General features: G+C 65.2%; 24 protein-coding genes. 11 read left to right on the top strand and 13 right to left on the bottom strand.

Translation table 11 applies throughout. The annotated features are described in order from the left end of the window. Positions 1-243 precede the first annotated feature (243 nt). From JOF56_RS57890 to JOF56_RS13825, 7 genes are all read left to right on the top strand, one after another. Positions 244-1,143 carry a bifunctional DNA primase/polymerase gene (locus JOF56_RS57890; protein ID WP_245378257.1) on the top strand — a complete coding sequence of 300 codons (900 nt, stop codon included), beginning with the start codon at positions 244-246 and terminating at the stop codon, positions 1,141-1,143. Continuing rightward, positions 1,140-1,877, top strand: coding sequence for a DNA cytosine methyltransferase (locus JOF56_RS57885; RefSeq protein ID WP_307855094.1), 738 nt, complete (start codon positions 1,140-1,142; stop codon positions 1,875-1,877). Before JOF56_RS57890 ends, JOF56_RS57885 begins: the two co-directional genes overlap by 4 nt. Before the next feature lie 121 nt (positions 1,878-1,998). Further along, positions 1,999-3,048, top strand: coding sequence for a DUF3631 domain-containing protein (locus JOF56_RS13845; RefSeq protein ID WP_307855093.1), 1,050 nt, complete (start codon positions 1,999-2,001; stop codon positions 3,046-3,048). Beyond that, positions 3,009-3,245, top strand: coding sequence for a helix-turn-helix transcriptional regulator (locus JOF56_RS59485; protein ID WP_209637824.1), 237 nt, complete (start codon positions 3,009-3,011; stop codon positions 3,243-3,245). The genes JOF56_RS13845 and JOF56_RS59485 overlap by 40 nt, the downstream gene beginning before the upstream one ends. Further along, complete coding sequence (locus JOF56_RS13835) at positions 3,245-4,618, top strand: site-specific integrase (RefSeq protein WP_209637823.1); 1,374 nt, start codon at positions 3,245-3,247, stop codon at positions 4,616-4,618. Before JOF56_RS59485 ends, JOF56_RS13835 begins: the two co-directional genes overlap by 1 nt. 1,008 nt (positions 4,619-5,626) lie before the next feature. Then, positions 5,627-5,884 carry a permease gene (locus JOF56_RS57875; RefSeq protein ID WP_307855092.1) on the top strand — a complete coding sequence of 86 codons (258 nt, stop codon included), beginning with the start codon at positions 5,627-5,629 and terminating at the stop codon, positions 5,882-5,884. Positions 5,885-6,368: 484 nt separating this feature from the next. Further along, positions 6,369-6,683: a DUF6355 family natural product biosynthesis protein gene (locus tag JOF56_RS13825; protein ID WP_209637821.1), complete on the top strand. Its 315-nt coding sequence runs from the start codon at positions 6,369-6,371 to the stop codon at positions 6,681-6,683. 49 nt (positions 6,684-6,732) lie between these two features. On the opposite strand, the gene JOF56_RS59480 is transcribed toward JOF56_RS13825, so the two are convergent. The 3 genes from JOF56_RS59480 to ddaH all read right to left on the bottom strand — a co-directional run bounded on the left by JOF56_RS59480 (position 6,733) and on the right by ddaH (position 8,764). Next, positions 6,733-6,855: a hypothetical protein gene (locus JOF56_RS59480; protein ID WP_281065436.1), complete on the bottom strand. Its 123-nt coding sequence runs from the start codon at positions 6,853-6,855 to the stop codon at positions 6,733-6,735. Positions 6,856-6,917: 62 nt separating this feature from the next. Beyond that, positions 6,918-7,463, bottom strand: coding sequence for a hypothetical protein (locus tag JOF56_RS13820; protein ID WP_209637819.1), 546 nt, complete (start codon positions 7,461-7,463; stop codon positions 6,918-6,920). A 464-nt stretch (positions 7,464-7,927) separates the two neighbouring features. Then, a complete protein-coding gene (ddaH, locus tag JOF56_RS13815; protein WP_209637817.1) occupies positions 7,928-8,764 on the bottom strand; it encodes a dimethylargininase in 837 nt (278 codons plus the stop codon). 75 nt (positions 8,765-8,839) lie between these two features. Between ddaH and JOF56_RS13810 the strand changes: the two genes are divergently transcribed. The 4 genes from JOF56_RS13810 (at position 8,840) to JOF56_RS13795 (ending at position 13,205) form a co-directional block, all read left to right on the top strand. After that, a complete protein-coding gene (locus JOF56_RS13810) occupies positions 8,840-9,298 on the top strand; it encodes an Lrp/AsnC family transcriptional regulator (RefSeq protein ID WP_209637815.1) in 459 nt (152 codons plus the stop codon). Further along, complete coding sequence (locus tag JOF56_RS13805; RefSeq protein WP_209637812.1) at positions 9,295-10,041, top strand: enoyl-CoA hydratase; 747 nt, start codon at positions 9,295-9,297, stop codon at positions 10,039-10,041. Before JOF56_RS13810 ends, JOF56_RS13805 begins: the two co-directional genes overlap by 4 nt. 207 nt (positions 10,042-10,248) lie before the next feature. Then, positions 10,249-12,156, top strand: a complete 1,908-nt coding sequence (locus tag JOF56_RS13800) for a 2-oxoacid:acceptor oxidoreductase subunit alpha (RefSeq protein ID WP_209637810.1) — start codon at positions 10,249-10,251, stop codon at positions 12,154-12,156. Next, positions 12,153-13,205: a 2-oxoacid:ferredoxin oxidoreductase subunit beta gene (locus JOF56_RS13795; RefSeq protein ID WP_209637808.1), complete on the top strand. Its 1,053-nt coding sequence runs from the start codon at positions 12,153-12,155 to the stop codon at positions 13,203-13,205. The genes JOF56_RS13800 and JOF56_RS13795 overlap by 4 nt, the downstream gene beginning before the upstream one ends. Before the next feature lie 45 nt (positions 13,206-13,250). Here the strand turns inward: JOF56_RS13795 and JOF56_RS13790 are convergent, their stop codons facing one another. The 10 genes from JOF56_RS13790 to nuoL all read right to left on the bottom strand — a co-directional run bounded on the left by JOF56_RS13790 (position 13,251) and on the right by nuoL (position 25,543). Further along, on the bottom strand, positions 13,251-14,012 hold the full coding sequence (locus JOF56_RS13790) for an ESX secretion-associated protein EspG (protein WP_209637806.1): 762 nt from the start codon (positions 14,010-14,012) through the stop codon (positions 13,251-13,253). Further along, a complete protein-coding gene (locus JOF56_RS13785; protein ID WP_209637804.1) occupies positions 14,012-15,622 on the bottom strand; it encodes a hypothetical protein in 1,611 nt (536 codons plus the stop codon). Before JOF56_RS13785 ends, JOF56_RS13790 begins: the two co-directional genes overlap by 1 nt. A 19-nt stretch (positions 15,623-15,641) precedes the next feature. Beyond that, positions 15,642-16,253, bottom strand: a complete 612-nt coding sequence (locus JOF56_RS13780; RefSeq protein ID WP_245378255.1) for a DUF3558 family protein — start codon at positions 16,251-16,253, stop codon at positions 15,642-15,644. Positions 16,254-16,259: 6 nt separating this feature from the next. Further along, positions 16,260-16,670 (bottom strand): hypothetical protein, encoded by a 411-nt coding sequence (locus JOF56_RS13775; protein WP_209637799.1) that lies wholly within the window; start codon positions 16,668-16,670, stop codon positions 16,260-16,262. A gap of 140 nt (positions 16,671-16,810) precedes the next feature. Then, the gene (locus JOF56_RS13770; RefSeq protein ID WP_245378254.1) at positions 16,811-18,058 is read right to left on the bottom strand and encodes a sensor domain-containing diguanylate cyclase; all 1,248 of its coding nucleotides are present in this window, start codon (positions 18,056-18,058) and stop codon (positions 16,811-16,813) included. Between the two features lie 195 nt (positions 18,059-18,253). Further along, positions 18,254-19,279: a sunset domain-containing protein gene (locus JOF56_RS13765; RefSeq protein ID WP_209637797.1), complete on the bottom strand. Its 1,026-nt coding sequence runs from the start codon at positions 19,277-19,279 to the stop codon at positions 18,254-18,256. A gap of 63 nt (positions 19,280-19,342) precedes the next feature. Then, positions 19,343-20,398 carry a polyprenyl synthetase family protein gene (locus tag JOF56_RS13760; protein WP_209637795.1) on the bottom strand — a complete coding sequence of 352 codons (1,056 nt, stop codon included), beginning with the start codon at positions 20,396-20,398 and terminating at the stop codon, positions 19,343-19,345. A 66-nt stretch (positions 20,399-20,464) separates the two neighbouring features. Beyond that, positions 20,465-22,036, bottom strand: coding sequence for an NADH-quinone oxidoreductase subunit NuoN (nuoN, locus tag JOF56_RS13755; RefSeq protein WP_307855090.1), 1,572 nt, complete (start codon positions 22,034-22,036; stop codon positions 20,465-20,467). 1 nt (position 22,037) lies between these two features. After that, positions 22,038-23,612 carry an NADH-quinone oxidoreductase subunit M gene (locus JOF56_RS13750; RefSeq protein WP_209648241.1) on the bottom strand — a complete coding sequence of 525 codons (1,575 nt, stop codon included), beginning with the start codon at positions 23,610-23,612 and terminating at the stop codon, positions 22,038-22,040. 20 nt (positions 23,613-23,632) lie between these two features. Continuing rightward, positions 23,633-25,543: an NADH-quinone oxidoreductase subunit L gene (gene nuoL / locus JOF56_RS13745; protein WP_209648240.1), complete on the bottom strand. Its 1,911-nt coding sequence runs from the start codon at positions 25,541-25,543 to the stop codon at positions 23,633-23,635. Positions 25,544-25,572 lie beyond the last annotated feature (29 nt).

Genomic DNA, 25,572 nt, shown 5'->3' with positions numbered 1-25,572 from the left:
AGCCCGCACCCGCCCCCTGACGGGCCGACCAGGCGGGCTGCGGCAGGCACTCATTCCCCTCATTCCGCTCATTCGCGCAGGTCAACCCAGCTCATCCGGGAATGAGGCAACTCATCCCCGCCGGGGCGAACTCATCCCCGGCTCATCCCTCACTCATCCACCCACGCGAGGCGCCCGGCGCCCATCGCGCCACCCTCGCACACCCACTGTCAGTTACCGACAGTGACAGAGATTGGAACAGTCATGTCCGGTCTTGCCGACAAGCTACTGACCGCCGCACTCCACATCGCCAGTCGCGGACTGCCGGTCTTCGTTCTGGGCCGCACCAAACGACCGCTGGCCAACTGTGACGCCTGCCGGGACACCGACCCGGCCACCCATGACCCGGACGCATGCGAGTGCCTGACATGCCACGGGTTCTACGCCGCCACCACCGACCACACCCGACTCACAGCCATGATCACCACTAATCCGGGTGGCTTGCTCGCGTTGCGGACCGGCGCCGTCTCCGGCCTGCTCGTGGTCGACGTGGACCCCGGCCACGGCGGCCGGGTGGACCCCGACCTCATGACCCCCACAGTGGCCGTAGGGACCGGAAACTACGGCTGGCACCTCTACTACCGCCACCCAGGCCACCCGGTCACCTCACGGCCCCTGCCAGGCGTGGACGGCGTCGACATCAAAGCCGACGGCGGCTACGTCGTCCTCCCACCCTCGGTACACCCGGACACCCGCCGGCCATACCGATGGCTGGCTGGCTGCAACCAGGTCAGCCAGATGCCACCCGCCCTGCAACACGCTGTGGACGCGCCACCGATCCCACGCCCACGTCACGAAACGGCCGGCATCACCACCTCCGGTGGTCCGGTCCCGCAGGCTGGCACGGAACCGGGTCGGATCACCGACCCAGACGCGCTGCTGGACGCCTTGCTGACCACAGTGCGGGGTGCACCAAAGGGTCGTCGACGCGCCACCCTCTACGGCGCCGCACGCGGCGTAGCCCGCATTGTCGCCGCCGACGCGCTGGACCGGGCCACCGCTGTCGCGGTGCTCACCGACGCCGGACACGCCGCGCAACAGTCCGAACGCGACATCCGCAAAGCCATCACCGGCGGATTCCGAGACGAACGAGTCCCGCTGTGACCGCCCGTCTCAACGTCCTGTCGCTGTTCTCCGGGATCGGCGGCCTGGAACTCGGCTTGGAACGCGCCGGCATGACCGTGGTCGGCCAAGTCGAGATCGACCCCTACGCCCGATCCGTACTCGCCCGCCACTGGCCGGAGGTACCCCGCCATGACGACGTTCGCACCGCCATCGCATGGTGGCACAGCCAACCCCGGCCCCCCGTCGACCTGGTGGCTGGCGGATTTCCCTGCCAACCCGTCAGCGAAGCAGGCAAACGCCTCGCCCAAGACGACGAACGATGGCTCTGGCCCGCCATGCACGCCGTCATCCTCGCCCTGCGACCCCGATGGGTCCTGTGGGAAAACGTGTCCGGTCTGCTCACCCGAGGACTGGACATCGTCCACACGGACCTTATTCGCGCCGGATACCGCCACCGCGTGGGGTGGGCCACCGCTTGTGCAGTGGGTGCCCCACACATGCGGCGACGGCTGCTCGGAGTGGCCCACACCCAGAGCCACCGACGCGACCGGATCGGGACGACTGGGCCGCAAACGCCACCAATGGAACCTGCGCGACGCCGTCCGCAACCGGGAAGGACCTGGCCCACTCAACCCCGCCCTGTCGGAGTGGCTCATGGGATTCCCCGAGGGATGGACCGACGTCGCGCCCTCGGAAACGCCATCCTCCCCGACATCGCCGAACACATGGGCCGACTCATCCACACCGCCGACCGACACCAGCCGGCCGCGTGACCACCAACCAGAATCCACGGGAGACAAGCCGATGACGAATGCGCTACGGCTGGTCGATACTCGGCCACAAACAGGTGCCGAGATTCTGGACGACCTCACCACGTTCGTTTCCCGGTTCTCTGTGTTCCCGCACAAGCATTGCGCGCCAATGCTCGCGCTTTGGTACGCCCACACCTGGGCGGCAGACCACTTCTACACCACACCGCGACTCATCCTGTCGTCGGCAGAACCAGAGTCGGGCAAGACCCGCGTCCTTGAGGTAGCCCAGCACTTCACCAAAGCACCCGAGATGACCATGTCCGGCTCTGCCGCCGCGTTGGTGCGCATGGTCGCCGCCGGGCCGATCACCATCCTGCTGGACGAAGTCGACACCATCTTCACGGTGGGCGGTTCCGGCAACGAGGACGTCCGGGGCATGCTCAATGGCGGGTACAAACGCACCAACACCATCCCGAAATGCAAGGGCGATACCGCTACCGGAATCACCGTGGACCGCCTCCCGACTTTCGCGCCCACCGCATTGGCAGGACTAGTCGGATGCATGCCCCCAACCATCACCACCCGCGCCATCACCATCCACCTGCGCAAGCGCCGCCACGACCAACACGTAGAGAGCTACAAGGAAAAGCGGGTCAAGCGTGAGGCCGAACCGATCCGCGACGCGCTAGACACGTGGATCACCAGCATCGGCGAACAACTTGGTGACGCAGAGCCAGTCATGCCGCCCGGCGTCGCCGACCGGGCCGAAGAAGCCTGGGAACCGTTGCTCGCGATTGCGGATGCTGCCGGAGGTCATTGGCCGGACACAGCACGACAAGCGGCCGTGTTCTTCGTACAGCAAGCACGCTCCCAACCGATATCGACCGGCGTGCAACTGCTCGCTGACCTACGCGCCCTGTTTACGCAGAACAACACCGACCGGATGGCTACTACTGAAATCCTTCACGCCCTGTGCTCAAACGAAGAGTCACCGTGGGGCGAACTCAACAACGGCAGGCCAATGGACGCCCGGCGACTGTCAAAGGAATTGAGCCGCTACCACATCGGACCCACGTCGTTCGACAGCGGCGGAAAAACTCTGAAGGGATACGTCACCTACCCAAACACGACACAAGCCGGGCTTGCCGACGCATGGGGCCGGTACCTGCCACCTATGACCGACGACAACTAGGGGGAGTTGTGAGCGCAGCGCGAGAGCGGCTGACCGTCGCCGAATTCTGCACAGAAATGAAGATCTCTCGGTCAACCTTTTACGACTGGTTGACAAAGGGGTGTGCACCACGCGTACACAGGCTACCAAACGGCAAGATCCGGATCGATCGGCGTGACATTGACGCCTGGTACGACGCGTGCGGGGAGGCTGCCTAATGACATCCACGTATAACGTGCGGGTGTGGAGCATTCAGACCCGCTACAAGGCTCAACCGGATGGCAGCCGGAAACCAACGCGCTACGTCGTGCGATGGATGGTCGGTCGCGAACGGTTTGACGAGTCGTTCAAGATCCGGACACAGGCGGACGGTTTCCGCTCCACACTCATGTCGGCCGCCAAAGACGGCCAACCGTTCGACGTGACCAAAGGGCTTCCCCTTGCGATGCTCCGGACCACAGACACAATGTCCTGGTTTGACTTCGCGTGCGCCTATGTGGATCTTAAATGGAACGACATAGCACCAAAAAGCAGGAAAAGCGCGGCCGACTCTCTGGTGTCCATCACCCGCGCTTTGATACCCGACCAGAACGGACGCCCAGACCACACGACAACAACGAGGGCGCTACGCACTGCCTTTAACAAGAATCGACGCGACCAACAGCACCCCGAGGAAATTTCCCGCGCCATACGATGGCTGCGCAACAACACACCCACCGTGGGCGTTCTCGCCGACGCGGCCGAACTTCGGGCGCTGCTTACGGCGCTCGACAGAAACCGGAACGGTCAACGCGCTGCAGTTGATACCGTGCGACTGCGTCGCACGACACTACGAAATTCGCTTGATTACGCCGTGGAACGCAAACTGTTGGACCGCAACCCTATTGGTGACGTGAAGGCCCGGAAACAGAAGTCTGTTCTTCACGAGGTCGATCGGCGATCGGTGGCGAACCCGGTACAAGCGCGGACACTACTTTCCGCTGTTCGCGACATCCATCCGCAACTTGTAGCGTTCTTCGCGGTGATGTACTTCGCCGCCCTACGGCCTGAGGAAGCTGTGAATCTGCGGAAACACAACCTCTCGCTTCCAGAAGAAGGATGGGGAGAGTTGCACTTGGAACGTGCCGCCCCAGAAGTGGGAGAGGAATGGACCGACAGCAGGACACGAGGTGAACAGCGAAGCCTTAAACACCGGGAAGACGGGAAGGGCCGACCAGTGCCCTGCTCGGATGAGTTGACCGCCATCCTGCATGACCACATCGCCGCGTTCGGCACGGCGCCCGACGGCCGGCTGTTCCGTGCGGTTCGCGGAGACGGGTGGCTGTCCAGCAGCGTCTACGGTCGGACATGGGCCAAGGCCCGCGCGGCTGCGTTCACTCCCGAAGTGGTTGTGTCTCCGCTCGCCAAGCGGCCGTACGACCTTCGCCATGCCGCCGTGTCCACGTGGCTCAACGCAACAGGAGATCCAACCCGGGTCGCCGAGTGGGCCGGACACAGCGTCGCCGTGTTGCTGCGCGTCTACGCGAAGTGTCTCGACGGCGGAGAACAAGAGGCCCGCCAACGGGTGCAGCGATGGTTGAACGGGCTGTGAGCGACCCCACCACCACGGATGGCCCACAACGAAGGTTGACCAGCACACCCGCTTGACGTTTGACCGACGACTTTGCCCACTGCCATGATGGCCGTATGCGCACGAGCTTACATCCAGCCTAACGGCTGGTCAGGCGACTACAAGTCATCTCCCCAGGTGACGTGTGCCTGCTTCCGGATGGAAAGGAAGTGCGCAATGCCCAAGAGGGCTCTCAATCGTGGACACAGGTGCCGGGTCCACCGCCGTGAGGTTCGCACCACACGGCTTATCCAGGTGATGCTGTTCGTGGTGGGCCAGGTCATCCACTACCTCTTCCGCTAAACGACACGGTTGTGGCCCAGGGCATATGTCTCTGGGCCCAATCGCTGATCGCGTAACGCCTGCTGGTCCCACGGATGGCCCACGACGAAGCCCAGCGTGGGCCATCCGTGGGCCGTGGGCACACTTGGGACCCTGGGTACCGCGTGTACGGCCAGGTCAGAAGCAATATCGATCTTGCGGGGTGAGCGTTCTGTAAATCAGCCGCGCAAGCTACGGCGGTTCAAATCCGTCACCCGCCACAACCTGGGAAAACAGCCCGGTGACCTGCGCAAACAGATCGCCGGGCTGATCTCTGTCTGTCCCGCTGTGTCCTGCGATGTCTCGCCATCTACAGCTGGTTGTCCCCTATTCGTCCCCTGGTTTTGACGGCCCCACAGCCGCTCCACCTTGGCCCGAGCGTCCTGCTCGCCGCCGTCCAGGAAACTTCGCATAGACCCTCAACAGGACTGCCACGCTGTGACCGGCCGCTGATCAGGAGTTAGTTAGAGGTCGGGCCGTCGTCTGCCTGCTCAGGGCCCGTATCGGCCCTGTCTGGGAGGGTGGTCCGACCTAACTCACTCTGGGGTTCGGTCCGGCACGACTTCGTCCATGCCGGTGGCTTCCTCGTCCTCGGCGCGATGGCCGCGGCCACACTCAAAGCCATAGTCCCGGCAAGCTGGCTGCACACCGGCTGCTGCCAACCCCGTGGTGTCGGTCCTCACCCTGGCGATCGTGGCGGTCCTGCTGTCGATCTGTTCGGAGGCCGACGCCTTCGTGGCGGCGTCCCTGACCCAGTTCTCGCTGACCGCCCGGCTGGCGTTCCTGGTCGTCGGACCGATGATCGACCTGAAACTGTTCGGCATGCAGGCGGCCACGTTCGGCCGCGGGTTCGCGCTCCGGTTCGCCCCCTGCACCTTCGTGCTGGCTGTCCTGGTCTCAGCGCTGACCGGGGCGGTCCTGCTGTGAACCGGCAAGCGCAAGCGGTCCTGCTGTCCCTCCTCGGAGGGGCCGTGTTGTACGCCGGCAGCACGGACCTTTACCTGCGTTACGTGAAGGCCGGAGCTCGGGACCGGCATAGTCCTCATCGTCGCGGCCATCGCCACCGTCTGGTACGAGCGGCGCCGACGGCTCACGATCCAGGACAGCGGTCCCGAGGGGCACGGCCACACCCACCGCGAGCCACGGATTTCCGCCAGTTCTGCAACCCGCCCCCTGGCGCGAGATCACCGGCACCTACATCGGCAAACAGACCTCAGACCCCCTCAACAACGGCGCCATCCCCTTCATCGACGTCCAGCAGGCGAAACCGGTCCAGGCCCCACCCGACCCGTACGGAGGGTACGGAGGCATGGGGTAACTGACCCCCAAGCGGCGCAGCCTGTTCGGCCGGGGACTTCAGCGGAGCATGAAACCGTTGCCCGGCAACGAGAATCCTCTCTACGTTCAAAGGGTGAACATCGACTTCTGGGGAGGAAAGACCATGCGTTTGTCCCGTATCGCCACCGCGGTCGCCGCGCTCGCCCTCGCCGGCACCGGCGTGCTCGCCACACCCGCGAGCGCGGCCGTGGACCCCTGCGGTTACTTCGAGCGTGGCAACGACGGCCTGTACAACCACTGTCCTCCGGACGTACACCTCGTCGAGGTCTACATCGACTACACCGACGGCCGCAAAGGGCAGACCTGCGTAGCCACCGGCACCACCCGGATCGGCAGTGCCAGCGAGATCTACTTCGCCTGGTCGACTCGCCAGAGGTGCCGTGTCTGAGCCCCGCCCTGGCTGTCGCATCGCCGCTCGCGGGCCCGGGTAGCGGCGGTCAGCGTCCGATGACGAGTGACTCGTACATCGCGCCGAGGTCCAGCGACTCCGGGCGGCTCGGCTGGGAGGTGTGGTCGACCAGGCGGTGCAGCGACTCCATCTTCTCGTCGAGGCGGGTCACGGCCTCGGCGGCCTGGGTCAGCTCGCTGAGCAGGTCGGGCGGAACCTCGCCCTGGTGTTCGGTCAGGCTGCGTCGTCGAGGTCGGCGGTGGCCCGCTTGGCCAGGGCTTCACGGACAGTAGTCGGGTCGACTGGGTAGCGGTTGCCCGTGGACGGCACCTTGACCCCGTCCTTGGCCAGTTGAGCGCGCAAGGCCTTGCCGGTCAGTCGCTTGTACGGCTCGAAGCGCGGCGCGTGCTTGGCCAACAGGGCGGGCACGTCAGCGGCCGGGACCGGGTCGGTGTCCAACACCGCGTCCAGGTCTTCCAGCAGGTCCCGGGCCGCATCGATCACAGGTGCTTCCCGGTCGGCGCCGGGCAGGGCGCCTCGTTCGGCGATCGCGGCAAGCGACCGTTGGATGATCGAGGTCACCTGGTCGTTGCTGCGGGAGACGTCCAGGAAGTACACCTGCACGATCTCGGAGCGTTCGCCGGTGAAGCCTTTGACCACGGCGGTTCCCCGGTCGGTGCCGGGGATCAGCTCCGTGGCCCGGTGACCGGCGGCGTAGGCGCCCCCCAGGGTGCGTGCTCCTTCAGAACCAGCGCCGGTCATTTTTCGTTTGACTAGCATCGGGCGCGGGCGCCCTCCTTTCAGGCATGAGGCGCGGGCGCCTCACAGCCTTAAGGATTTGTTTTCGCAGGCTCACAGGCTTCAATCGTTTGAGTTGCAGCTTGGGTCGTTCAATTCCCGGGGCCCAGCCAGGCTGGGACGTCGGCCAACGGCCTGAAAGGCTCGATTTTATACGGGGTGGAGGCGGCCTTAAGCTTGTCGGCGCGGCAGGCCCCTCACGGCTCCGGCCGAGAACCCCACCTTGATCCATGGGCCTGCCCTTTAGTCCTGACGCGGCCGCCTCAGAGGTCTCCGTGTCATCAAATCGAGCCGTCCCAACCAGCAATACCAAAGCAGAGCGCCCAGCCAGAGACGCCGAACCATATACCAGGGCAGGGCTCAGCCACAGACACGGAACCGGAACCCAAGCAGGGCTCAGCTGCCGGCACCATCGCAGGGGCTTGGTCAGGAGCTCAGGGCTGGGGTTAGCCGCGGATTTCCATGGTGCAGCATTTTGGGCCGCCGCCTGACTTTTTCAGTTCTGAGATTTCTACGAAGATTGGTTCGTAGCCGCGGCTTTCCAGTTGCTTGGCCAGTGCTGTGGCTTCGGTGGGGAGGATTACGTTTCGGCCGTCTGAGACTGCGTTGAGGCCGAAACAGTCCGCGTCTTCCGCTGTGGCTATCACTGCTTGGGGGAAAAGGCGGCTGAGGACTTTTTGGGAGCCTTTTGAGAATGCGGCCGGGTAGTAGGCGATGTTGGGTTCGTCCTCGTTCAGGACGAACAAGGCTGTGTCCAGGTGGTAGTAGCGGGGGTCCACCAGTTGCAGGGAGACGACTGGGACTCCGAGGACTTCCTGGGCTTCGGCGTGGGCGCCTGGGTCTGTGCGGAAGCCGGTGCCGGCCAGCAGGAACTTGCCTGTCCAGGCGAAGTCGCCTTCGGCTTCGTTGATCCTGGTGGGCATGACCACGTTGTGGTAGCCGTTTTCGATGAACCAGCGGCGGTAGTGGTCGGCTTCGGCCGCGCGTTGTGGGGCGCGGAAGTTGGCGCCGAGGACGCGGCCGTCGACCACTGTGGCCGAGTTGGCCGCGAAGACCATGTCGGGCAGGCCTGGCTGGGGTTCGATCGTCTCGACCTTGTGGCCTAGGTCGACGTAGGTGTCGTGCAGCTTGGTCCACTGCTGTTCGGCCAGGTCACGGTCCATCGGACGGCTTGGGTCCATCCATGGGTTGATCGAGTACTCCACGGCGAAGAACCGCGGTGGGCACATCAGGTAACGACGCGTCGTCGGCATGCGCTCGGCTGCCACCACGGTTGATGTCATGGATCGAAATGTATGGGCGATGTCGAGTATGGATCAAGCTCGTAATATTGCTTCGAAGCATGCAGAATGTTGCGTGTGGACTCGATAGATCAGCGAATCGTTTCGCAGCTCGTTGCCGACGCCCGATCCAGCTACGCGGAGATCGGCAAGGTGGTCGGTTTGTCCGCTCCGGCGGTCAAGCGGCGGGTCGACCGGCTGCTGGACCGGGGCGTGCTGCGAGGGTTCACCGCCGTGGTCGATCCGGAGGCGCTGGGGTGGGGAACCGAGGCATTCGTCGAGGTGCGGTACCGGGGCAACGTTTCGCCTGGCCAGATCCGCGCGAGCCTTGAGCCGCTGGCGGAGGTCGTCGCGGCGTACACGGTTTCGGGCGCGGCCGACGCGATCGTGCACCTGCGGGCCGCCGACATCCATCATCTTGAGGACGCGCTCGAGCGGCTGCGTGGCGTGGACATGATTGATCGCACTGTTTCGACTGTCGTGTTGTCGACCCTGCTTGAACGCTCGCCGGCGCCTGAGCCTAGAAACGGACCATGACTGAGGTCCTGCTGGAGCGTCATGACGGTGTCGCCGTGGTCACGCTCAATGTTCCCGACCGCCGGAACGCCCTGACTTTGCCCATTTCAGCGGCCCTGGTGGACGCGGTCGCCGAGTGCGAGGCCGATACGAATGTGCACGCGATCGTCGTCACCGGTGCGCCACCGGCGTTCTGCGCGGGTGCGGACCTGACTTCGCTCGGCGATGCTCAGGAAGAAGGCCTTCGCAAGATCTACGCGGGGTTTCTCGCGTTTGCGGAGTGCTCGCTGCCGACCGTCGCGGCGGTCAATGGCGCTGCGGTCGGCGCCGGGTTGAATCTCGCGCTCGCGTGCGATGTCCGGTTGGCAGGGCCGAAGGCACGGTTCGACGCGCGTTTCCTACAGATTGGGATCCATCCCGGCGGTGGGATGACATGGATGTTGCAGCGCGCGGTGGGCCCGCAGACAGCCAAAGCGATGACCTTGCTGGGCGACGTCCTGGACGCTGATGCCGCTGTTCGCGCTGGTCTCGCGTACCGGCGGGTGGATGACGACCTTGTCGCGGCGGCGGTCGCACTGGCTTCGGTGAATGCCCCACGAGATCTCATCCGGACCACGAAACGAACTTTTCGGGCCACAGCCGGGATTGATGATCATGCGTCAGCCGTTGAACTAGAGCTGGAGGCGCAGGTGGCAAGCATGCGCACGGCCGAGTTCGCGGCCCGGCTCACGGAGCTGAAGTCGCGGATCACCGGCCGGTCGTAGGTGTTACCGGCGGTAACATATAATTGTGGCATGTGACGTAGGCCGCTTCCGGGATACCGGTCCAAACCCGGTGCCTACCTTTGGTAACAGGTAATGACTAGTCCTTCTCCAGCAAGGGGCGAGGCCGGTGCGGGACTGTGGGACTAGGCTCGAAGCGGGGACGGCAACTGAATTCCGGTTGCGGCAGAGAGGGATCAGGCGAGTCCGATGAGCACAGGTGTCGAGGGTGAAACGAACGGCCATGCGCTGAAGTCGTCCCGGCAGACCGAGATCGCCAAGCTCGATCGAGTGGTGATCCGGTTCGCGGGTGACTCCGGCGACGGTATGCAACTCACCGGCGACAGGTTCACGTCCGAAGCCGCCGCCTTCGGCAACGACCTCGCGACGCAGCCGAACTTCCCGGCGGAGATCCGCGCTCCACAGGGCACTCTGCCCGGTGTGTCCAGCTTCCAGCTGCACTTCGCCGACTACGACATCCTCACGCCCGGCGACCGGCCGGACGTGCTCGTCGCGATGAACCCGGCCGCGCTCAAGGCCAACATCGGCGACCTCCCGCCCGGCGGGACGCTGATCGTCAACACCGACGAGTTCAACAAGCGCAACCTCGTCAAGGTCGGCTACGAGGCCGACCCGCTGGAAGACGACTCACTGGAGTCCTACCAGGTCCACAAGGTCGCGATGGCGACCATCACCCGTGGTGCGCTGGAAGAGACCGGCCTGTCGAAGAAGGACGCCGAGCGCGCGAAGAACATGTTCGCGCTCGGCCTGCTGTCGTGGATGTACCACCGGCCGACCGAAGGCACCGAGCGCTTCCTGCGCGAGAAGTTCGCCAAGAAGCCGGACATCGCCGAGGCCAACATCCTGGCCTTCCGCGCCGGCTGGAACTACGGCGAGACAACGGAATCCTTCGCGGTGACCTACCAGGTCGCGCCGGCCAAACTGGCGCCCGGCACGTACCGCCAGATCACCGGTAACACCGCTTTGGCGTACGGGATCGTTGCCGCGGGGCAGCTTTCCGGCCTGGAGATCGTGCTCGGCACGTACCCGATCACGCCGGCGTCCGACATCCTGCACGAGTTGTCGCGGCACAAGAACTTCGGCATCACCACTGTTCAGGCCGAGGACGAGATCGCCGGTGTCGGTATCGCGCTCGGTGCCTCATACGGCGGCGCGCTGGGCGTTACGTCGACTTCCGGTCCCGGTTTGGCGCTGAAGTCCGAAACTATCGGTCTTGGCGTGATGACCGAGCTGCCGTTGGTCGTGATCGACGTACAGCGCGGTGGACCGTCGACCGGCCTGCCGACCAAGACCGAGCAGGCCGACCTGCTGCAGGCGATGTTCGGCCGTAACGGCGAATCGCCGGTTCCGATCGTCGCGCCGCAATCGCCTGCCGACTGTTTCGACGCGGCGGTGGAAGCGGCGCGGATCGCGCTGGAGTACCGCACACCGGTACTGCTTCTGTCTGACGGCGCCATCGCCAACGGCTCCGAGCCGTGGATGATCCCGGATATCGAGACGCTGCCCGACCTCCGCGTTACGTTCGCTTCCGTGCCGAACGCGACCGACGGCTCCGACGAGCACTGGCCATATGTGCGGGATCCCGAGACTCTGGCACGCGAATGGGCCATCCCGGGCACGCCCGGACTGCAGCACCGGATCGGCGGTCTGGAAAAGCAGGACGGAAAGGGTTCGATTTCGTACGACCCGGCTAACCATGACCACATGGTGCGGCTGCGCCAAGCCAAGATCGACGGAATCAAGGTGCCCGACCTCGTCGTGGACGACCCGTCCGGCAAGGCCCGGGTGCTCGTGCTCGGCTGGGGATCGTCGTACGGGCCGATCGGGGCGGCCTGCCGGCGGGTCCGCAAACTCGGGCACGCCGTCGCCCAGGTGCATCTGCGCCACCTCAACCCGTTCCCGGCCAACCTCGGGGACGTCCTGCGTGCCTACGACCGGGTCGTGATCCCGGAGATGAACCTCGGCCAGCTCGCGATGCTCCTGCGAGCCAGGTATCTGGTGGACGCCATCAGCTACACCAAGGTCGCCGGCCTGCCTTTCAAGGCCGAGGAGCTACAAGGGGTGCTCACAGACGTTGTGAAGGGGGTCTCGGCATGACCGCCATCGACCTCGGGCTGCCCGGCCTGGCCGGAGTTCCGACCACGGACGAGAAGCAGACCGCGAAGGACTACAAGTCGGACCAGGAAGTCCGGTGGTGCCCGGGCTGCGGCGACTACATCGTGCTGAACGCCGTGCAGGCGTTCATGCCGACGCTGGGTCTGAAGCGTGAGAACATCGTTTTCGTTTCGGGAATCGGCTGCTCGTCGCGGTTCCCGTACTACATGAACACCTACGGCATCCACTCGATCCACGGCCGGGCGCCGGCGATCGCGACCGGGCTCTCGGTGTCGCGGCCGGACCTGTCGGTGTGGGTCGTCACCGGTGACGGCGACGCGTTGTCGATCGGCGGCAACCACCTGATCCACGCGTTGCGGCGCAACGTGAACCTGAAGATCCTGCTGTTCAACAACCGGATCTACGGGCTGACCAAGGGGCAGTACTCGCCGACGTCCGAGGTCGGCAAGGTCACCAAGTCCACGCCGATGGGGTCGCTGGACCACCCGTTCAACCCGATCTCGCTGGCGCTGGGCGCCGAGGCGACGTTCGTCGGGCGGGCGCTGGACTCCGACCGCAAGGGGCTCACCGAGGTCCTGCAGGCCGCGGCGCAGCACCGCGGGTCGGCGCTGGTGGAGATCTACCAGAACTGCCCGATCTTCAACGACGGCGCTTTCGACGTGCTGAAGGACGCCTCCGAGAAGGAACGGCGGCTGATCCCGCTGACCCAGGGCGCTCCCGTGCGCTTCGGACCGGACGGCGACTTCGGCTTGGTGCGCAGCGGTTTCGGCGGGCTCGAGGTCGCCAAGGTGGCCGATGTCGGTGAGGAGAACCTCGTCGTGCACGACGCCACGCTGGACGACCCGACCTACTCGTTCGCGCTGTCCCGGATCGGTGGCGAGGACCTCTCGCACACCGTCACCGGGATCTTCCGCAACGTGCAGCGGCCGACTTACGACGATCTGGCTCGTGAGCAGGTCAACGACGCGAAGGCCGCCCGGCCGGGTGACTTGCAGAAACTGCTGAACGGCCGGGACACCTGGACTGTGTGATTCGTTTTTGCCGAAGGCCGTGTCTCCCATGACACGGCCTTCGTTTTATGACACGGACTTCAGCAGTTCGTTCAACTGGTGGATTATCCGGGTGTTGTCGGCCGGAAAATACGTCCCACCATCGACGTCTTCCTTGGCATGAGCCTGCACCAGATAACGGCCCGCGTCAGTGTCTATCCAGCCGAGGCCAGGAGCCTGAGCTATTTTCCCGTTCCGGTCACGGCCGGAGACCGCGAAATGCCCTGACCCGATGCGTTTTCTGCGGAGAATTTCTTCCGCACCCCTGAGCTGAGCGGTCGAATTCGTCCTCGGAGGGGCCACTCGGCGGAATCCGAGATCATCCTCCTGCGGTTTCGGGTGCGCTTTCGACTGAGTGATGGTCACCGACTGGCCGGGACCGGCTTTCACATTCGGAAGCAGTCCGACAATGGCCCTGGCCAACCCCTCAGGACGGACGATCTCGAATTTCAGGATCTGTTCTTCCTGAATGACGACCATTCCTTTTTTGGCCGTTGCGGCGCCTCTTGCGTAGACCTTCTTGCCGTCTTCGACCTCGCCCATCACCGCGACCGCGACCTGATAGTCGGAAAGCAGGCGAATGGCGTCCGCCACTTCCGGCGCGAGGTTCCGTTGGTCGGCCAGACCCCGGCTGATCAAGTCATCCTTGATCGCGTCGGCGATCCGGGCCCGATCCTCGGCGAACTCACCGAAGCTCGGGATCTGGAACGGATAAACCCGGCAGTTGACCTGCAACCCGGTGGACAGAATGTCCACCGCGGCGAAGGACAACCCGAACGTCGTCGGCATCAGCCACCAATCACCGGCGGAGCCGTCATCTCATCGGTTCCGAACGTGCTGTCCGGGTCCGGTTCGACCAGGTAGGACGGCCGCTCGTGCTCTTCGTCCTCCCCACCCTGACCACGTCCGGCACCCATTCCACCCATACCGCCCGCGGCGCCACGGCCACCAACGCCGCCCGCCGCGCCGCCACGGCCCATCGCCGCCTGCTCGGCAGCAAGCCCGCCAACCCCGGCACCTGCCCCGAACCCGCCGCGCCCGCCTGCGCCACCAGCACCTACACCGCCAGCGCCGGCACCCGCGCCTCCGCCGAAACCACTTCGACCACCACCAGTTCCGCCGCCTCCGCGCCGCACGTCGTCACCACCGCCGAAGCCACCACCCATCGGCCCCATCGGCATAGGACCACCGCCGGTGAAGTTCGGGTTGTTGTTATTGAGCCCGCCACCACCCGGGCCACCAGGACCGCCAAGCCCGGGCTCAAACCCTTGGCCGGGCGTACCCGTACCCGGGCGCCCGCTGCCCGCTCCGCCACCACCGCCTATCCCGCCGCCACCACCAACTCCTCCTCCTCCACCACCGCCGACAGGGAACCGCCCACCGCCACCAATACCCCCGCCACTACCAGCACCGCCACCAATACCGGCACCACCCGTGCCGCCACCACCTCCACCGATCCCACCGCCACCAGTACCACCACCGGTGCCGCCATTGCCCCCAGACTCACCAGGCCCCGGCGGTGGAGGAGGCGGCGGAGGCGGAGTCGCCCCAGCCATCTGCGGCGGCGTATCAAACGCCGGCATAGTGCTCGCACTACTCAGGCTCGTGTCATACGTCGTCACAACGTCGGCCGCTTCTTGATGCGCCTTCTGACTCGCCTGATACGTGATCATGTAGTTCGAGTACTTCGTAATGTACTCGAACGGGTTAGTCGTGCTTTTCAGGTCCGCATTCGCCTGATCGACATTGAACGGAATCGGCTTCGGCATCGAATTACTGGCATTACTCAACGCCTGCGAGTGCAGACTCTCCTGCTTACCCGCCAGCTGCGCACTCTGCCCAGCCTTACCGATATAGTTCGCAACATCCGCCATGAACTGCCTGGCTTTGTCGCCAGACGTCCCCCGCCACTCGGACTCACTCTTGCCGATGGCATTCACGAACGTCGTCTGGTGACCGACCATGTCATTGCCAAGTCGAATCCAGTCGTCACTCATGTCTTGGCTTGTGCCTGGACTCGTGCCATCCTTGACCATTTGTTCAAGGTTCTCATGAGGATGGGACATGTAGTTGCTGTGTGGTACGGCAGGTGCGATGCGCGTCGTCACACCTTGGGCAAGAACTGACGCATCGCGACTGGTTTCGTCCTGGACCTGTCCCTGAACAGCGCCGTCCTTGAACAAAGCACGTTGAAGAAAACCCCAAAAACCGTCGTGCTCACGATCGTAGTCAGTGTTGGCCCGATCGCGGACCTGCCCCGTGGTGTCTGTTGTGCCACGCATGTCCACGCCGTGTTCGTTGGCAGTGGCCGACGAGGTTCCCGGGCGTACAGCCGTCTGCATGGTCTGCGGCTGATTGTTCTCGCCGGGACGATAGACGGCGTTGCTGTAATCTCCCATGACGGCACCTCACCCTGCTCTAAGGCAGCTTCTTCTCGACTGCTTCGGCCAGCGGCAGCACCAGGTCACACGAACGCTGCTCATCACCGTTGGCAGATGCGGTCGCATCCACTCGCGAAGACTCAGTCACTTTGATTGCGATGGCACACAAGCCACCCGGGCTCACACCCTGGACAGCCTCATGCTTTCCGACAGTGATCGGCTTCACCGATCCACGATCGGTCACGTCCTTTATCCCGAGCTTTTCGTAGACTGTGACACCGATCGTGAAGCTTCCGGATTTCTTGTACTCACAGTCACGTGAATTAGTGCGATTGGTTTCCTTTGCCGTCGGCTCAGCACCAAGACTGGTCGCATCGCTGGCCGTCAACAGAGAACACGCTGCCACGTTCTCGAGGCGACTGCTTCCCGAAGAACCTGTGCTTGCCGATGGACTGCCCGGCACATTGGGGGTCGAGAACGGACCATCGGAGCTGGCCGTCCCTCCGGTCGGCGTGACGCTTCCGCTGGGCTGCCCTGGGGTCTCGTTCGAACAAGCCACGAGCGCCGCCACAGCCACTGCCAGCACCGACGTCAGCAGAACTGAACGTGCCACTACGTTCCCCGGCCTCCCCTTGGATTTACTACCCATCGATCGTCAGACCTGAATGTTGTTCGACTTGGAGCGGTTTGCTTCTTCGGTAGCCCGGTAGTTGTCCATCGCCTTCTGAATGCCTTCTTTGGCTTTTTCCAAAGATTTCGCCAAGGCCTTGAGTTGAGTGGCGAATCCCTGCCCATCAGTGGCAACAGTCCGGACGAACGGCGCGATGACTTTGGCCCCATTACTGGTCCCCAGCATGCGTTCCTGCGCAAGCCGGTCCACAGTTCGGATCTCGCTGTTGACCCAGTCCTGAAAACCGGTGATCGCCTTGATCATCGCGTCGCCGCCTTCGGCGCTGACTTCGAAGCCGCCGGCGGCTGCGGTGTTGGCGAAGCTGTTCATGCTGTCGAAGATGGATTGGCCTATTGCGGAGCCGATGGCGCCGCCGCCTCCATCTGCTATCTGCATCGCGTGGGTCCCCCTTCTTCGAGCAGCTCATAGTCCTGGTGGCACGGTACCAATGGTCGGTCGTGCCTGTCCTAGCTATGACGGAAGGACCACTCGGTCTGGTTCCCCGGTGGTTGGGTGTCACCTGACTGGCTGAGTGGTCAGGGGGGTGGGAGGGCGAAGAGGAGGGTGCGGTTCCGGCCGGCGGTTTTGGCGGCGAGCAGGGCTGAGTCGGCGGCGCTGACGACTTCGTCGAGGGTTGTGCCGTGTTCGGGGTGGGAGGCGACTCCGACGGAGACGGTGACTGTGTCCACGCCGTCTGTGGCGACGGTGGCTATGCGGCGGCGGATGCGTTCGGCTATGGCGAGGGCGTCGTGCTGGGTTGTGTTGGGTAGCAGGATGACGAATTCCTCGCCGCCGAAGCGACCTACCAGGTCTGTGGCGCGGACCTCGGATTTGAGGACGTCGGCCACCCCTCTTAGGTGTTTGTCGCCGATGAGGTGGCCGTGGCGGTCGTTGATCGATTTGAAGTTGTCCAGATCGAGCATCAACAGTGCGGTACAGCTTTCCGGTGAGCGAGTCAGTTCCTCGGCCGCGTCCTTTGACCATGAGGCTGAGTTCAGCAGGCCGGTTTTGGCGTCCGCTCTTGCTTGGTCGCGCAACTGGCGGATCAGCACACTGCGGTGCAGGACCAGGGTTATGCCGATGATCAGCAGCAGGGCTATCGGCCAGTCCACCAGGGCCCAGGCCATCATGATTCCCAGTGCTATGGTCGCTGCTTCCAGGGCGTAGTCCGCCGGGCTGCCCAACGCTTGTCGAATTTTCTTGTGCGGGGTACCCAGATATACCGCGATCGTGATCAGGATTGTATTCACAATCAGGAAGACCAGGCCGGTACTGACGACTAGGCCGAAAGAGTCGACATTTCGGGGCATTCGGCTGAACGGGATACCACTCATGAGTACGAGATATGCGTACGCGGCATAGCCCGCGGCGATCGCGGCCGCAGTCGAGAAGGTTCTCCGGTAGAGGGGGTTCGGCCGGACGCGGACCCACCGGGAGAAGTAGGAGACAATGATCACGACCGCTGACAGCGCCGGATGCAGCAACAAGATCGCCGCGAACATCCACACCGAATTCAGGTCGATGAACGGTGTCCCCTTATATCTCTCGCGCATCCTTTCGATGGGCCTTGAGAGCTCTGTATAAAGCACCGCGCAGCTGGTAAGAAGGATAAACGGAACAGCGTTGTCCTGATCAATTGAAATCAGTGACAACGAGCTGGCGACGCCGCCGAGCGCCAAGGCGTCGATCGTGAGGACGTAACCGATGAGGCTTCGTCTGGGCAGCTGCCAGAGAGCCCACCGCCGAACCGTCATCCAGGCGAGCTGGTCACCGCGCACGCTCATAGCACTCGGCCCGCCGCCATGGCAGCAACGTAACCGAACGTGTCCTGCCAGTCACTCCGACATTTGGGGACAACCCAGCGAGGCGTTGCCGAAGGGAGGTGCCGGTGATGCGTGGACAGAACTGGCGTGGGCAGAACTGGTGACCACCGGCCCCGGGCGCGGCTGCCAGGCCCCATGGGCCGGCAGCAGCCCAGGCTAGGACAACACCCGGAAACCGACCCGCTCAGCGTCGCTGGGCGTGCGGAACCACACCTCGGCCACGATCCGGTCGAATTGCGGGTTGTCCTGCGTGCAGTACCGCAGCGCGGTCACGCTCGCCTTGACATTGAACTCCGGTGCGGGCGCGCCGCCGCCCGGCAGCGGCATCGCCGAACCCGGCCCGAACGGGCCTGGCGGGACAAAGTCGTCCTCCTCGGCCTCCTCGTACTCACCGACCGGCACGACCGGCTCGAACAACGACCGCCCGGACTCCGCGGGCGCCCCTGCCAGGGCCGGCTCGGCAACCGGCTCGAAGGGCTCGACTGGCTGCACAGCCTCGAAATGCTGCGTGACCTCGGCCGGAGCGAGGTCCGGTTCGGGCTCGAAGTCCTCGGCCGGCTCCGGCTGGGCCTCGTCGAGCGACCGGATCATCTCGGCCGGGATCGGCGTGGTGTGCTGGGTGAAGATCGTGCCCCGGTCGTCGACCTGCTCGTCGTCCTCGACGTCCGTGATCGCGTGCGGATCCGCCTCGTCCTCCTTGGTGAACCAGTCCTCGGCCGAGCCGGAGGCGGGCACGTCGGACGGCTGAGGCAGGTTCGTCGGCGGTACGAAGACCGTGGTGCTCTGGGTGAACTGCCGGAACGGCGCGTCGGACAGCTCGGTGTCGCTCTCGTCCGGAATGGGCGGCTCGGGCGGGGCGGTGGGCCCAGGAGACGGCGGTGCCATGGCCGGTGCCGCGGGGGGCGGCGGCATGACCGGTGGAGCGACGTGCTGAGGCATCTGCGGCGGCCGCTGGGACTCGAACAAGTCGTCCAGGAACCTGTCCGTTTTGTTCGGTCCCGGCTGACCCGGCGGCTCGGCTATCGGCTGGGCCGTGCGAGTCGGCTCAGGCGAGCGAAGTGCCGCCTCCTCAAGCTCGACCACACGCTTACGCGCGGGCCTGACCAGCAGCAACCACGTGAACAACACTCCCAGGAGGAAGGAGCCGAGGCTCCACAGCCAGACCTGCCCGAAGATCTGCATTCACTCGCTCCCTCGTGGTTCCCACCCCGAAAAGCAGCCTAGGGGGCACGAGACCACTGCGCCTTAGCGGGTCCGTTCGATCACGTACCGGGTGAGCAGCTCCAGCGCGGCCCGCGCGGGCCCGTCCGGCAGGGGCGTGAGCGCGCTGTGCGCACGCTCCGCGTACTGCTCGAGGGTTTCTCGGGCCCGGACCATGCCCTGGGAGCCGCGCAGCAGCTCAAGGGCCTCTTCCACCTCGGCGTCGCCGGAGATCGGTCCGGCGAGCAGCTCGGTGAGCCGGTCGTTCTCGGCCGCTGCCAGGGCGTGGATCATCGGCAGTGTCTTGACGCCTTCACGCAGGTCGGTGCCGGGGGTCTTGCCCGACTCGGCGGCCGGTGAGGCGATGTCGATGATGTCGTCGGAGATCTGGAACGCCGCACCGATGATCTTGCCGTAGCGGTAGAGCGCCTCGGTCTCGGCAGGCGTGGCGTTGGAGAACATGCCGCCGTACCGGCCTGCGGTCGCGATCAGCGATCCGGTCTTCTGGCCGATCACCGACAGGTAGTGCTCGACCGGGTCCTCGTCGGGCGCCGGCCCGACGGTCTCGCGCATCTGCCCGGTGACCAGTTCGCCGAACGTCTCCGCGATGATCCGCGCCGCGTCCGTGCCCAGGTCGGCGACCAGGCCGGACGCGTGGGCGAACAGGAAGTCGCCGGTGAGGATGGCGATGGTGTTGTCCCACCGGGCGTTCACGCTGACCGCGCCGCGGCGCATGGTCGCCTCGTCCATCACGTCGTCGTGGTACAGCGTCGCGAGGTGCACCAGCTCGACCGCGGCCGAAGCGATGACGACCTCGGGCAACGGCCCGTCGGCGACATGCGCGGAGATCAGCGTGAACAGCGGGCGGAAGCGTTTGCCACCCGCGTTCACCAGGTGCAGTGCCGCCTCGTCGATGAACGAGACGTCACTGTCCGCGACCCCGCGGAGGATTTTCTCCACATCGGTCAATGCCACACCGACCGACCGGACCAGGTCGGGATCGGCCGCGCTCAGCCCCAACGGCAAACGGGGGTCAGGAACGGCAGGCGTTGGGTCAACTGTCACGTCGTCGTCGCTCCCGGCAGCAGTGTTACCAGTCATCTCAGCGTAAACGCTTCAGCGACGGCAAGGCTGGTCAGACGCGATATGCGTGGTGAACAGCACTCCTTAGAAGGCAAACGTCCCCGTACCCGCCCAGTCCAGCGCGAACGCGGGCACCAGGCCGAGCACCAGGGTCACCAGTACACCCAAGGTGATGGCGGCTGTGGTGAACGTCCCGGGGACGGTCACGGTCGGGCCGTCCGGAGCCGGCTCGCTGAAGTACATCAGCACGATCACCCGCAGGTAGAAGAACGCCGCCACCGCCGAGGCGATCAGCGCGATCACCACGAGCGGGGTCATCCCGTCCTGGATGCCCGCCGAGAACACCACGAACTTGCCGACGAACCCGCTGGTCAGCGGGATACCCGCCATGGCGAGCAGCAGGAACGTGAACACGGCGGCCAGCACGGGCGACCGCTTGGCCAGGCCCGCCCACTGCGACAGGTGCGTCGCCTCACCGTTGGAGTCGCGCACCAGGCTGACCGCGCCGAACGCCGCCAGCGTGGTGAAACCGTAGGTGAGCAGGTAGAAGAGCGTGCCCGAAATACCTTCCGGCCGCAGTGCGATCGCACCGACGAGCAGGAAGCCCGCGTGCGCGATCGACGAGTACGCCAGCATCCGCTTGACGTCGGTCTGGGTCAAGCCGAGCACCGCGCCGATGACCATGGACGCGATCGCCACGGCCCACAACACGCCGCGCCACTCCGTGCCCGTCGACTGGAAACCGACGGTCAGCACGCGCAGGATCCCGCCGAACGCGGCGACCTTGGTGCAGGCCGCCATGAAAGCGGTGATCGGCGTGGGCGCGCCCTGGTAGACGTCCGGGGTCCATGCGTGGAACGGGCCGACGGAGGCCTTGAACAGCAGGCCCACCACCAGCAGACCGAAGCCGGCGAACAGCAGTGTGTCCGAGGCGGCGGAACCGGCGGCCGCGTTGGCGATCTCCACGAGCTTGACCGAACCGGCGTAGCCGTACAGCAAAGCCAGGCCGTACAGGAAGAACGCGGAGGCGAACGCACCCAGCAGGAAGTACTTGACCGCGGCTTCCTGCGAGATCAGCCGCCGGCGCCGGGCCAGGCCGCACATCAGGTACAGCGGCAGCGACAGCACCTCGAGCGCGATGAACATGGTCAGCAGGTCGTTGGCCGCGCAGAAGATCATCATCCCGGACAGCGCGAACAGCGTCAGCGGGAAGACCTCGGTCTGCATCCCGCCGGTCGCGGCCTGCGCGCGGTCCTGGAACGTGCCGGGCCGGATGCCGGCCTGCGCCACGAAAGCACCGCCGCGCTCGACGGTCCGGTCAGCGATCAGCAGGGTCGCGCCGAGCCCGAGGGTCAGCAACGTGCCCCAGAGGAACAGTGCCGGCCGGTCGACCGCGATCGTCCGGTACAGCGTGGTCAGCCCGGCCTGCGGCGAGTCGGTGACGTAGACGATGAACGCCACGCCCGCGCCCACGATCGCCAGCAGCGACAGCGTGACCTGCCCGGCCCAGCGGTTCTGCTTGGCCAGGAAGGCCTCGAACAGCACGCCGATGCACGCCGCGCCGAGCAGGATCAGCACCGGCAGGATCGCCGGATAGTCGATCTGCGGTGCGTCGATCTTGGCCGGCTCCTGCGCCAGCACGAAGAGTCCGGACACGTCAGTTGCCTCCCACTGGGTCGGCCAGGCCGACCGACTGCAGCGTTGCGTCCACCGTCGGCTGGAGCACGTCCAGCACCGGCGCCGGGTAGAAGCCCAGGAAGATGATCAGAACCACCAGCGGGGCCAGAACGAGTTTCTCGCGGACGTTCAGGTCCTTGATGGACACCTTCGCGGGATCGGTGGCGGCGCCGGGGCCACCGGCGACACCGACAAGAGCGTTGCCGCGCACGGGACCCTGGAAAACCCGTTGGTACGCCCAGAGGACGTACAGCGCGGCGAGGATCATGCCGACCGCGCCGAGGATCGCGTAGACCGGTTCACGCGGGTACGAACCCACCAGTACCAAGAACTCGCTCACGAAGGAGTTCAGGCCTGGCAGGGAAAGCGCGGACAGACCGGCGAACAGGAACAGCCCGGCCAGCAGCGGCGTCAGCTTCGACAGGCCGCCGTAGTCGGAGATCAGCCGCGAGTCACCACGCGCGATCACCATGCCCACGACCAGGAACAGCATTCCGGTCGCCAGGCCGTGGTTGACCATGTAGAGCGCGGAGCCCGCGATCGACTGCGTGGAGAAGGCGAAGATGCCCAGGCCGATGAATCCGAAGTGGGCGATGGAGATGTAGGCCATCAACCGCTTCATGTCGTTCTGGCCGGCCGCGAGCAGCGCGCCGTAGAGGATGCCGGCCACCGAGAGGATCAGCACCAGCGGCGCGAGGTTCTGGCTGGCCGCCGGGAACAACGGCAGGCAGTAACGCAGGAAGCCGAACGTGCCGATCTTGTCCAGCACACCGACCAGCAGCACACCGGTGCCGATCGGGGCTTCGGCGGTGGCGTCGGGCAGCCAGGTGTGCAACGGGACCAGCGGCGCCTTGATCGCGAACGCCACGAAGAAGCCGAGGAACAACCAGATCTGGGTGCTGGTCGGCGCGTCCTTGATCACCTGGGTCAGCGTCAGCCAGTCCAGCGTGCCCGCGCCGCGCAGTTCAGCGCTGGTGGCATACAGCCCGATCACCGACGCGAGCATGATCAGCCCGCCGAGCAGCGAGTACAGGAAGAACTTCATCGCCGCGTACTGCCTGCGCGGGCCACCGAAGCGGCCGAGCAGGAAGTACATCGGGACAAGCACTGCCTCGAAGAACACGTAGAACAGGAAGACGTCGGTGGCGGCGAACACACCGACCATGCCGGTCTGCATGATCAGCAGCAGCGAGTAGAACCCGGCCGCGCCACGGCCTTCCGGCAGCTTGTCGGCCCACGACCCGCCGATCACGATCGGTGTCAGCACGCCGATCAGCGCGATCATCACCAGCGAGATGCCGTCGATGCCGAGTGAGAAGTGCACGCCGAACGCGGGAATCCAGTCCACCGACAGCACGGCCTGCAGTCGTGCGCCGGACGGCTGGTAGCTCAGCCACAGCGGCACGACCAGGATCAGCTCGATGATCGACACGGTCAGCGCGACGGCCTTGGCCAGCTGGTCGTCCTTGAAGAAGGACACCACCACGCCACCGATCAACGGCAAGAGCAGCAGCACGAGCAGCAGAGCCGAGCCGTTGCCGGACGTGCCCACCATGGTCTGGGCCGTCGTTGTATTCACGAGAACCTCACCATCAGCAGCGCGGCGACCACGAGGATGCCGCTTGCCAGCATGCTCAGCGCGTACGAACGCACGAAGCCGGTCTGCAGCCGGCGCAACCGGCCGGAGCTACCACCGAACGACGCCGCGATCCCGTTCACCAGGCCGTCGACGCCCTTGTTGTCCACATAGACCAGAGCCCGCGCCAGCCAGGTGCCCGGCTTGGCGACCAGCGCCTCGTTGAGGTGGTTGCCGTACAGGTCCGCACGGGCGGCCTTGACCACCGGCGAGACCCTGGCCGGTTTGACCACCGGCACGTCCTTGCGGCCGACGAACAGCCAGGCGAACAGCACACCCAGCACCGACAACCCGATCACCAGGATCTGGATCAGCGAGTGCGGGATGACCGTGTGCTCGGCCTCCTGCAACGGCCGCAGCGACGGCGCGAGCCAGTCGGCGAACCTGTTGCCGGACGCGAAGAACCAGCCTGCGCCGACCGAGCCGATCGCCAGGATGATCATCGGGACGGTCATCACGGACTTCGACTCGTGCGGGTGGAAGTCCGAGCCGTCCTCGGCCTTCAGGTCCTTCCAGCGCTGCTTGCCGAAGAACGTCATGAACACCAGGCGGCTCATGTAGAACGCGGTCAGCCCGGCACCGAGCAGGGCCGCGCCGCCGAACGCCCAGGCGCGCCAGCCTTCCTGGCCGAAGGCCGCGGAGATGATCGCGTCCTTGGTGAAGAAGCCGGAGAACGGCGGGATACCGATCAGCGCGAGGTAGCCGAGCAGGAACGTGCCGAACGTGATCGGCATGATCCGCCACAGCCCGCCGTAGCGGCGCATGTCCACTTCGTCCTTCATGGCATGCATCACCGAGCCGGCCCCAAGGAACAGCCCGGCCTTGAAGAAGCCGTGCGCCACCAGGTGCATGATGCCCAGCGCGTACCCGAACGGGCCGAGCCCGACCGCCAGGATCATGTAGCCGATCTGGGAAACCGTCGAGTACGCCAGGACTTTCTTGATGTCGTCGTAGGCGCACCCGATGATGCATCCGATCAGGAGCGTGATCGCACCGATGATCACGACCACCAGCCGGCCGTCGGCCGACAGGTCGTAGATCGGGTTCGAGCGGGCGATCAGGTAGACGCCCGCGGTCACCATCGTCGCGGCGTGGATCAGGGCCGAAACCGGAGTCGGGCCTTCCATCGCGTCGGGCAACCAGGCCTGCAGCGGGAACTGGCCGGACTTACCGCAGGCACCCAGCAGCAGCAGGATCGTGATCGCGGTGACCGTACCCGGCGACAGCTCGCCGACCCGGGCGAAGACCTCGGTGTACTGCGTGGTGCCGAGGTTCTTGAAGAGCAGGAAGATGGCGATCGCCAGGCCCACGTCGCCGACGCGGTTCATCAGGAACGCCTTCTTGGCGGCGGTGGCCGCCGACGGGCGGTTCTGATACCAGCCGATCAGCAGGTACGAGGCCAGGCCCACGCCCTCCCAGCCCAGGTACAGCGTCACGAAGCTGTTGCCAAGCACCAGGATCAGCATGGCCGCGACGAACAGGTTCAGGTAGCCGAAGAACCGGCGCCTGCCGTCGTCGTCGGCCATGTAGCCGACCGAGTAGATGTGGATCAGCGCACCGACACCGGTGATCAGCAGCACGAACGTGACCGACAGCGGGTCGATGCGCAGTCCGAAGTCGACGTTGAGCTGGTTGACGTGGATCCAGGAGAAGAGGCTGGCCTCCCGGACTCTTTGCCCGTCGGCCAGGCTCGTGGTGTCGAAGAACAACGCGATGCCGTAGGCGAACGCGGCGACCACGGTGGCGATGCCGAACAGGTGGCCCCACGCGTTGGTCCGCCGGCCACCGACCAGCAGCACGAGTGCGCCCAAAGCGGGCAGCGCGATCAACAGCCACGCGGAGCCGGCCAGCCCGGATGCCTTGGCCACTTCTTCCGCGG

Origin of the sequence: Kibdelosporangium banguiense (genome assembly GCF_017876405.1) — a bacterium.
GTDB lineage: Bacteria > Actinomycetota > Actinomycetes > Mycobacteriales > Pseudonocardiaceae > Kibdelosporangium > Kibdelosporangium banguiense.
Note: the sequence above shows the minus strand (reverse complement) of the source record. Positions and strands in the feature narration are given on the sequence as shown.

Coding starts and splice junctions, on each gene's coding strand:
- JOF56_RS57890 (WP_245378257.1), top strand. CDS start 244: ATGTCCGGTCTTGCCGACAAGCTACTGACCGCCGCACTCCACATCGCC.
- JOF56_RS59485 (WP_209637824.1), top strand. CDS start 3,009: ATGGGGCCGGTACCTGCCACCTATGACCGACGACAACTAGGGGGAGTT.
- JOF56_RS13835 (WP_209637823.1), top strand. CDS start 3,245: ATGACATCCACGTATAACGTGCGGGTGTGGAGCATTCAGACCCGCTAC.
- JOF56_RS13820 (WP_209637819.1), bottom strand. CDS start 7,463: ATGCTAGTCAAACGAAAAATGACCGGCGCTGGTTCTGAAGGAGCACGC.
- ddaH (WP_209637817.1), bottom strand. CDS start 8,764: ATGACATCAACCGTGGTGGCAGCCGAGCGCATGCCGACGACGCGTCGT.
- JOF56_RS13805 (WP_209637812.1), top strand. CDS start 9,295: ATGACTGAGGTCCTGCTGGAGCGTCATGACGGTGTCGCCGTGGTCACG.
- JOF56_RS13800 (WP_209637810.1), top strand. CDS start 10,249: ATGAGCACAGGTGTCGAGGGTGAAACGAACGGCCATGCGCTGAAGTCG.
- JOF56_RS13795 (WP_209637808.1), top strand. CDS start 12,153: ATGACCGCCATCGACCTCGGGCTGCCCGGCCTGGCCGGAGTTCCGACC.
- JOF56_RS13790 (WP_209637806.1), bottom strand. CDS start 14,012: ATGCCGACGACGTTCGGGTTGTCCTTCGCCGCGGTGGACATTCTGTCC.
- JOF56_RS13785 (WP_209637804.1), bottom strand. CDS start 15,622: ATGGGAGATTACAGCAACGCCGTCTATCGTCCCGGCGAGAACAATCAG.
- JOF56_RS13780 (WP_245378255.1), bottom strand. CDS start 16,253: ATGGGTAGTAAATCCAAGGGGAGGCCGGGGAACGTAGTGGCACGTTCA.
- JOF56_RS13775 (WP_209637799.1), bottom strand. CDS start 16,670: ATGCAGATAGCAGATGGAGGCGGCGGCGCCATCGGCTCCGCAATAGGC.
- JOF56_RS13770 (WP_245378254.1), bottom strand. CDS start 18,058: ATGAGCGTGCGCGGTGACCAGCTCGCCTGGATGACGGTTCGGCGGTGG.
- JOF56_RS13765 (WP_209637797.1), bottom strand. CDS start 19,279: ATGCAGATCTTCGGGCAGGTCTGGCTGTGGAGCCTCGGCTCCTTCCTC.
- JOF56_RS13760 (WP_209637795.1), bottom strand. CDS start 20,398: ATGACTGGTAACACTGCTGCCGGGAGCGACGACGACGTGACAGTTGAC.
- JOF56_RS13750 (WP_209648241.1), bottom strand. CDS start 23,612: ATGGTGGGCACGTCCGGCAACGGCTCGGCTCTGCTGCTCGTGCTGCTG.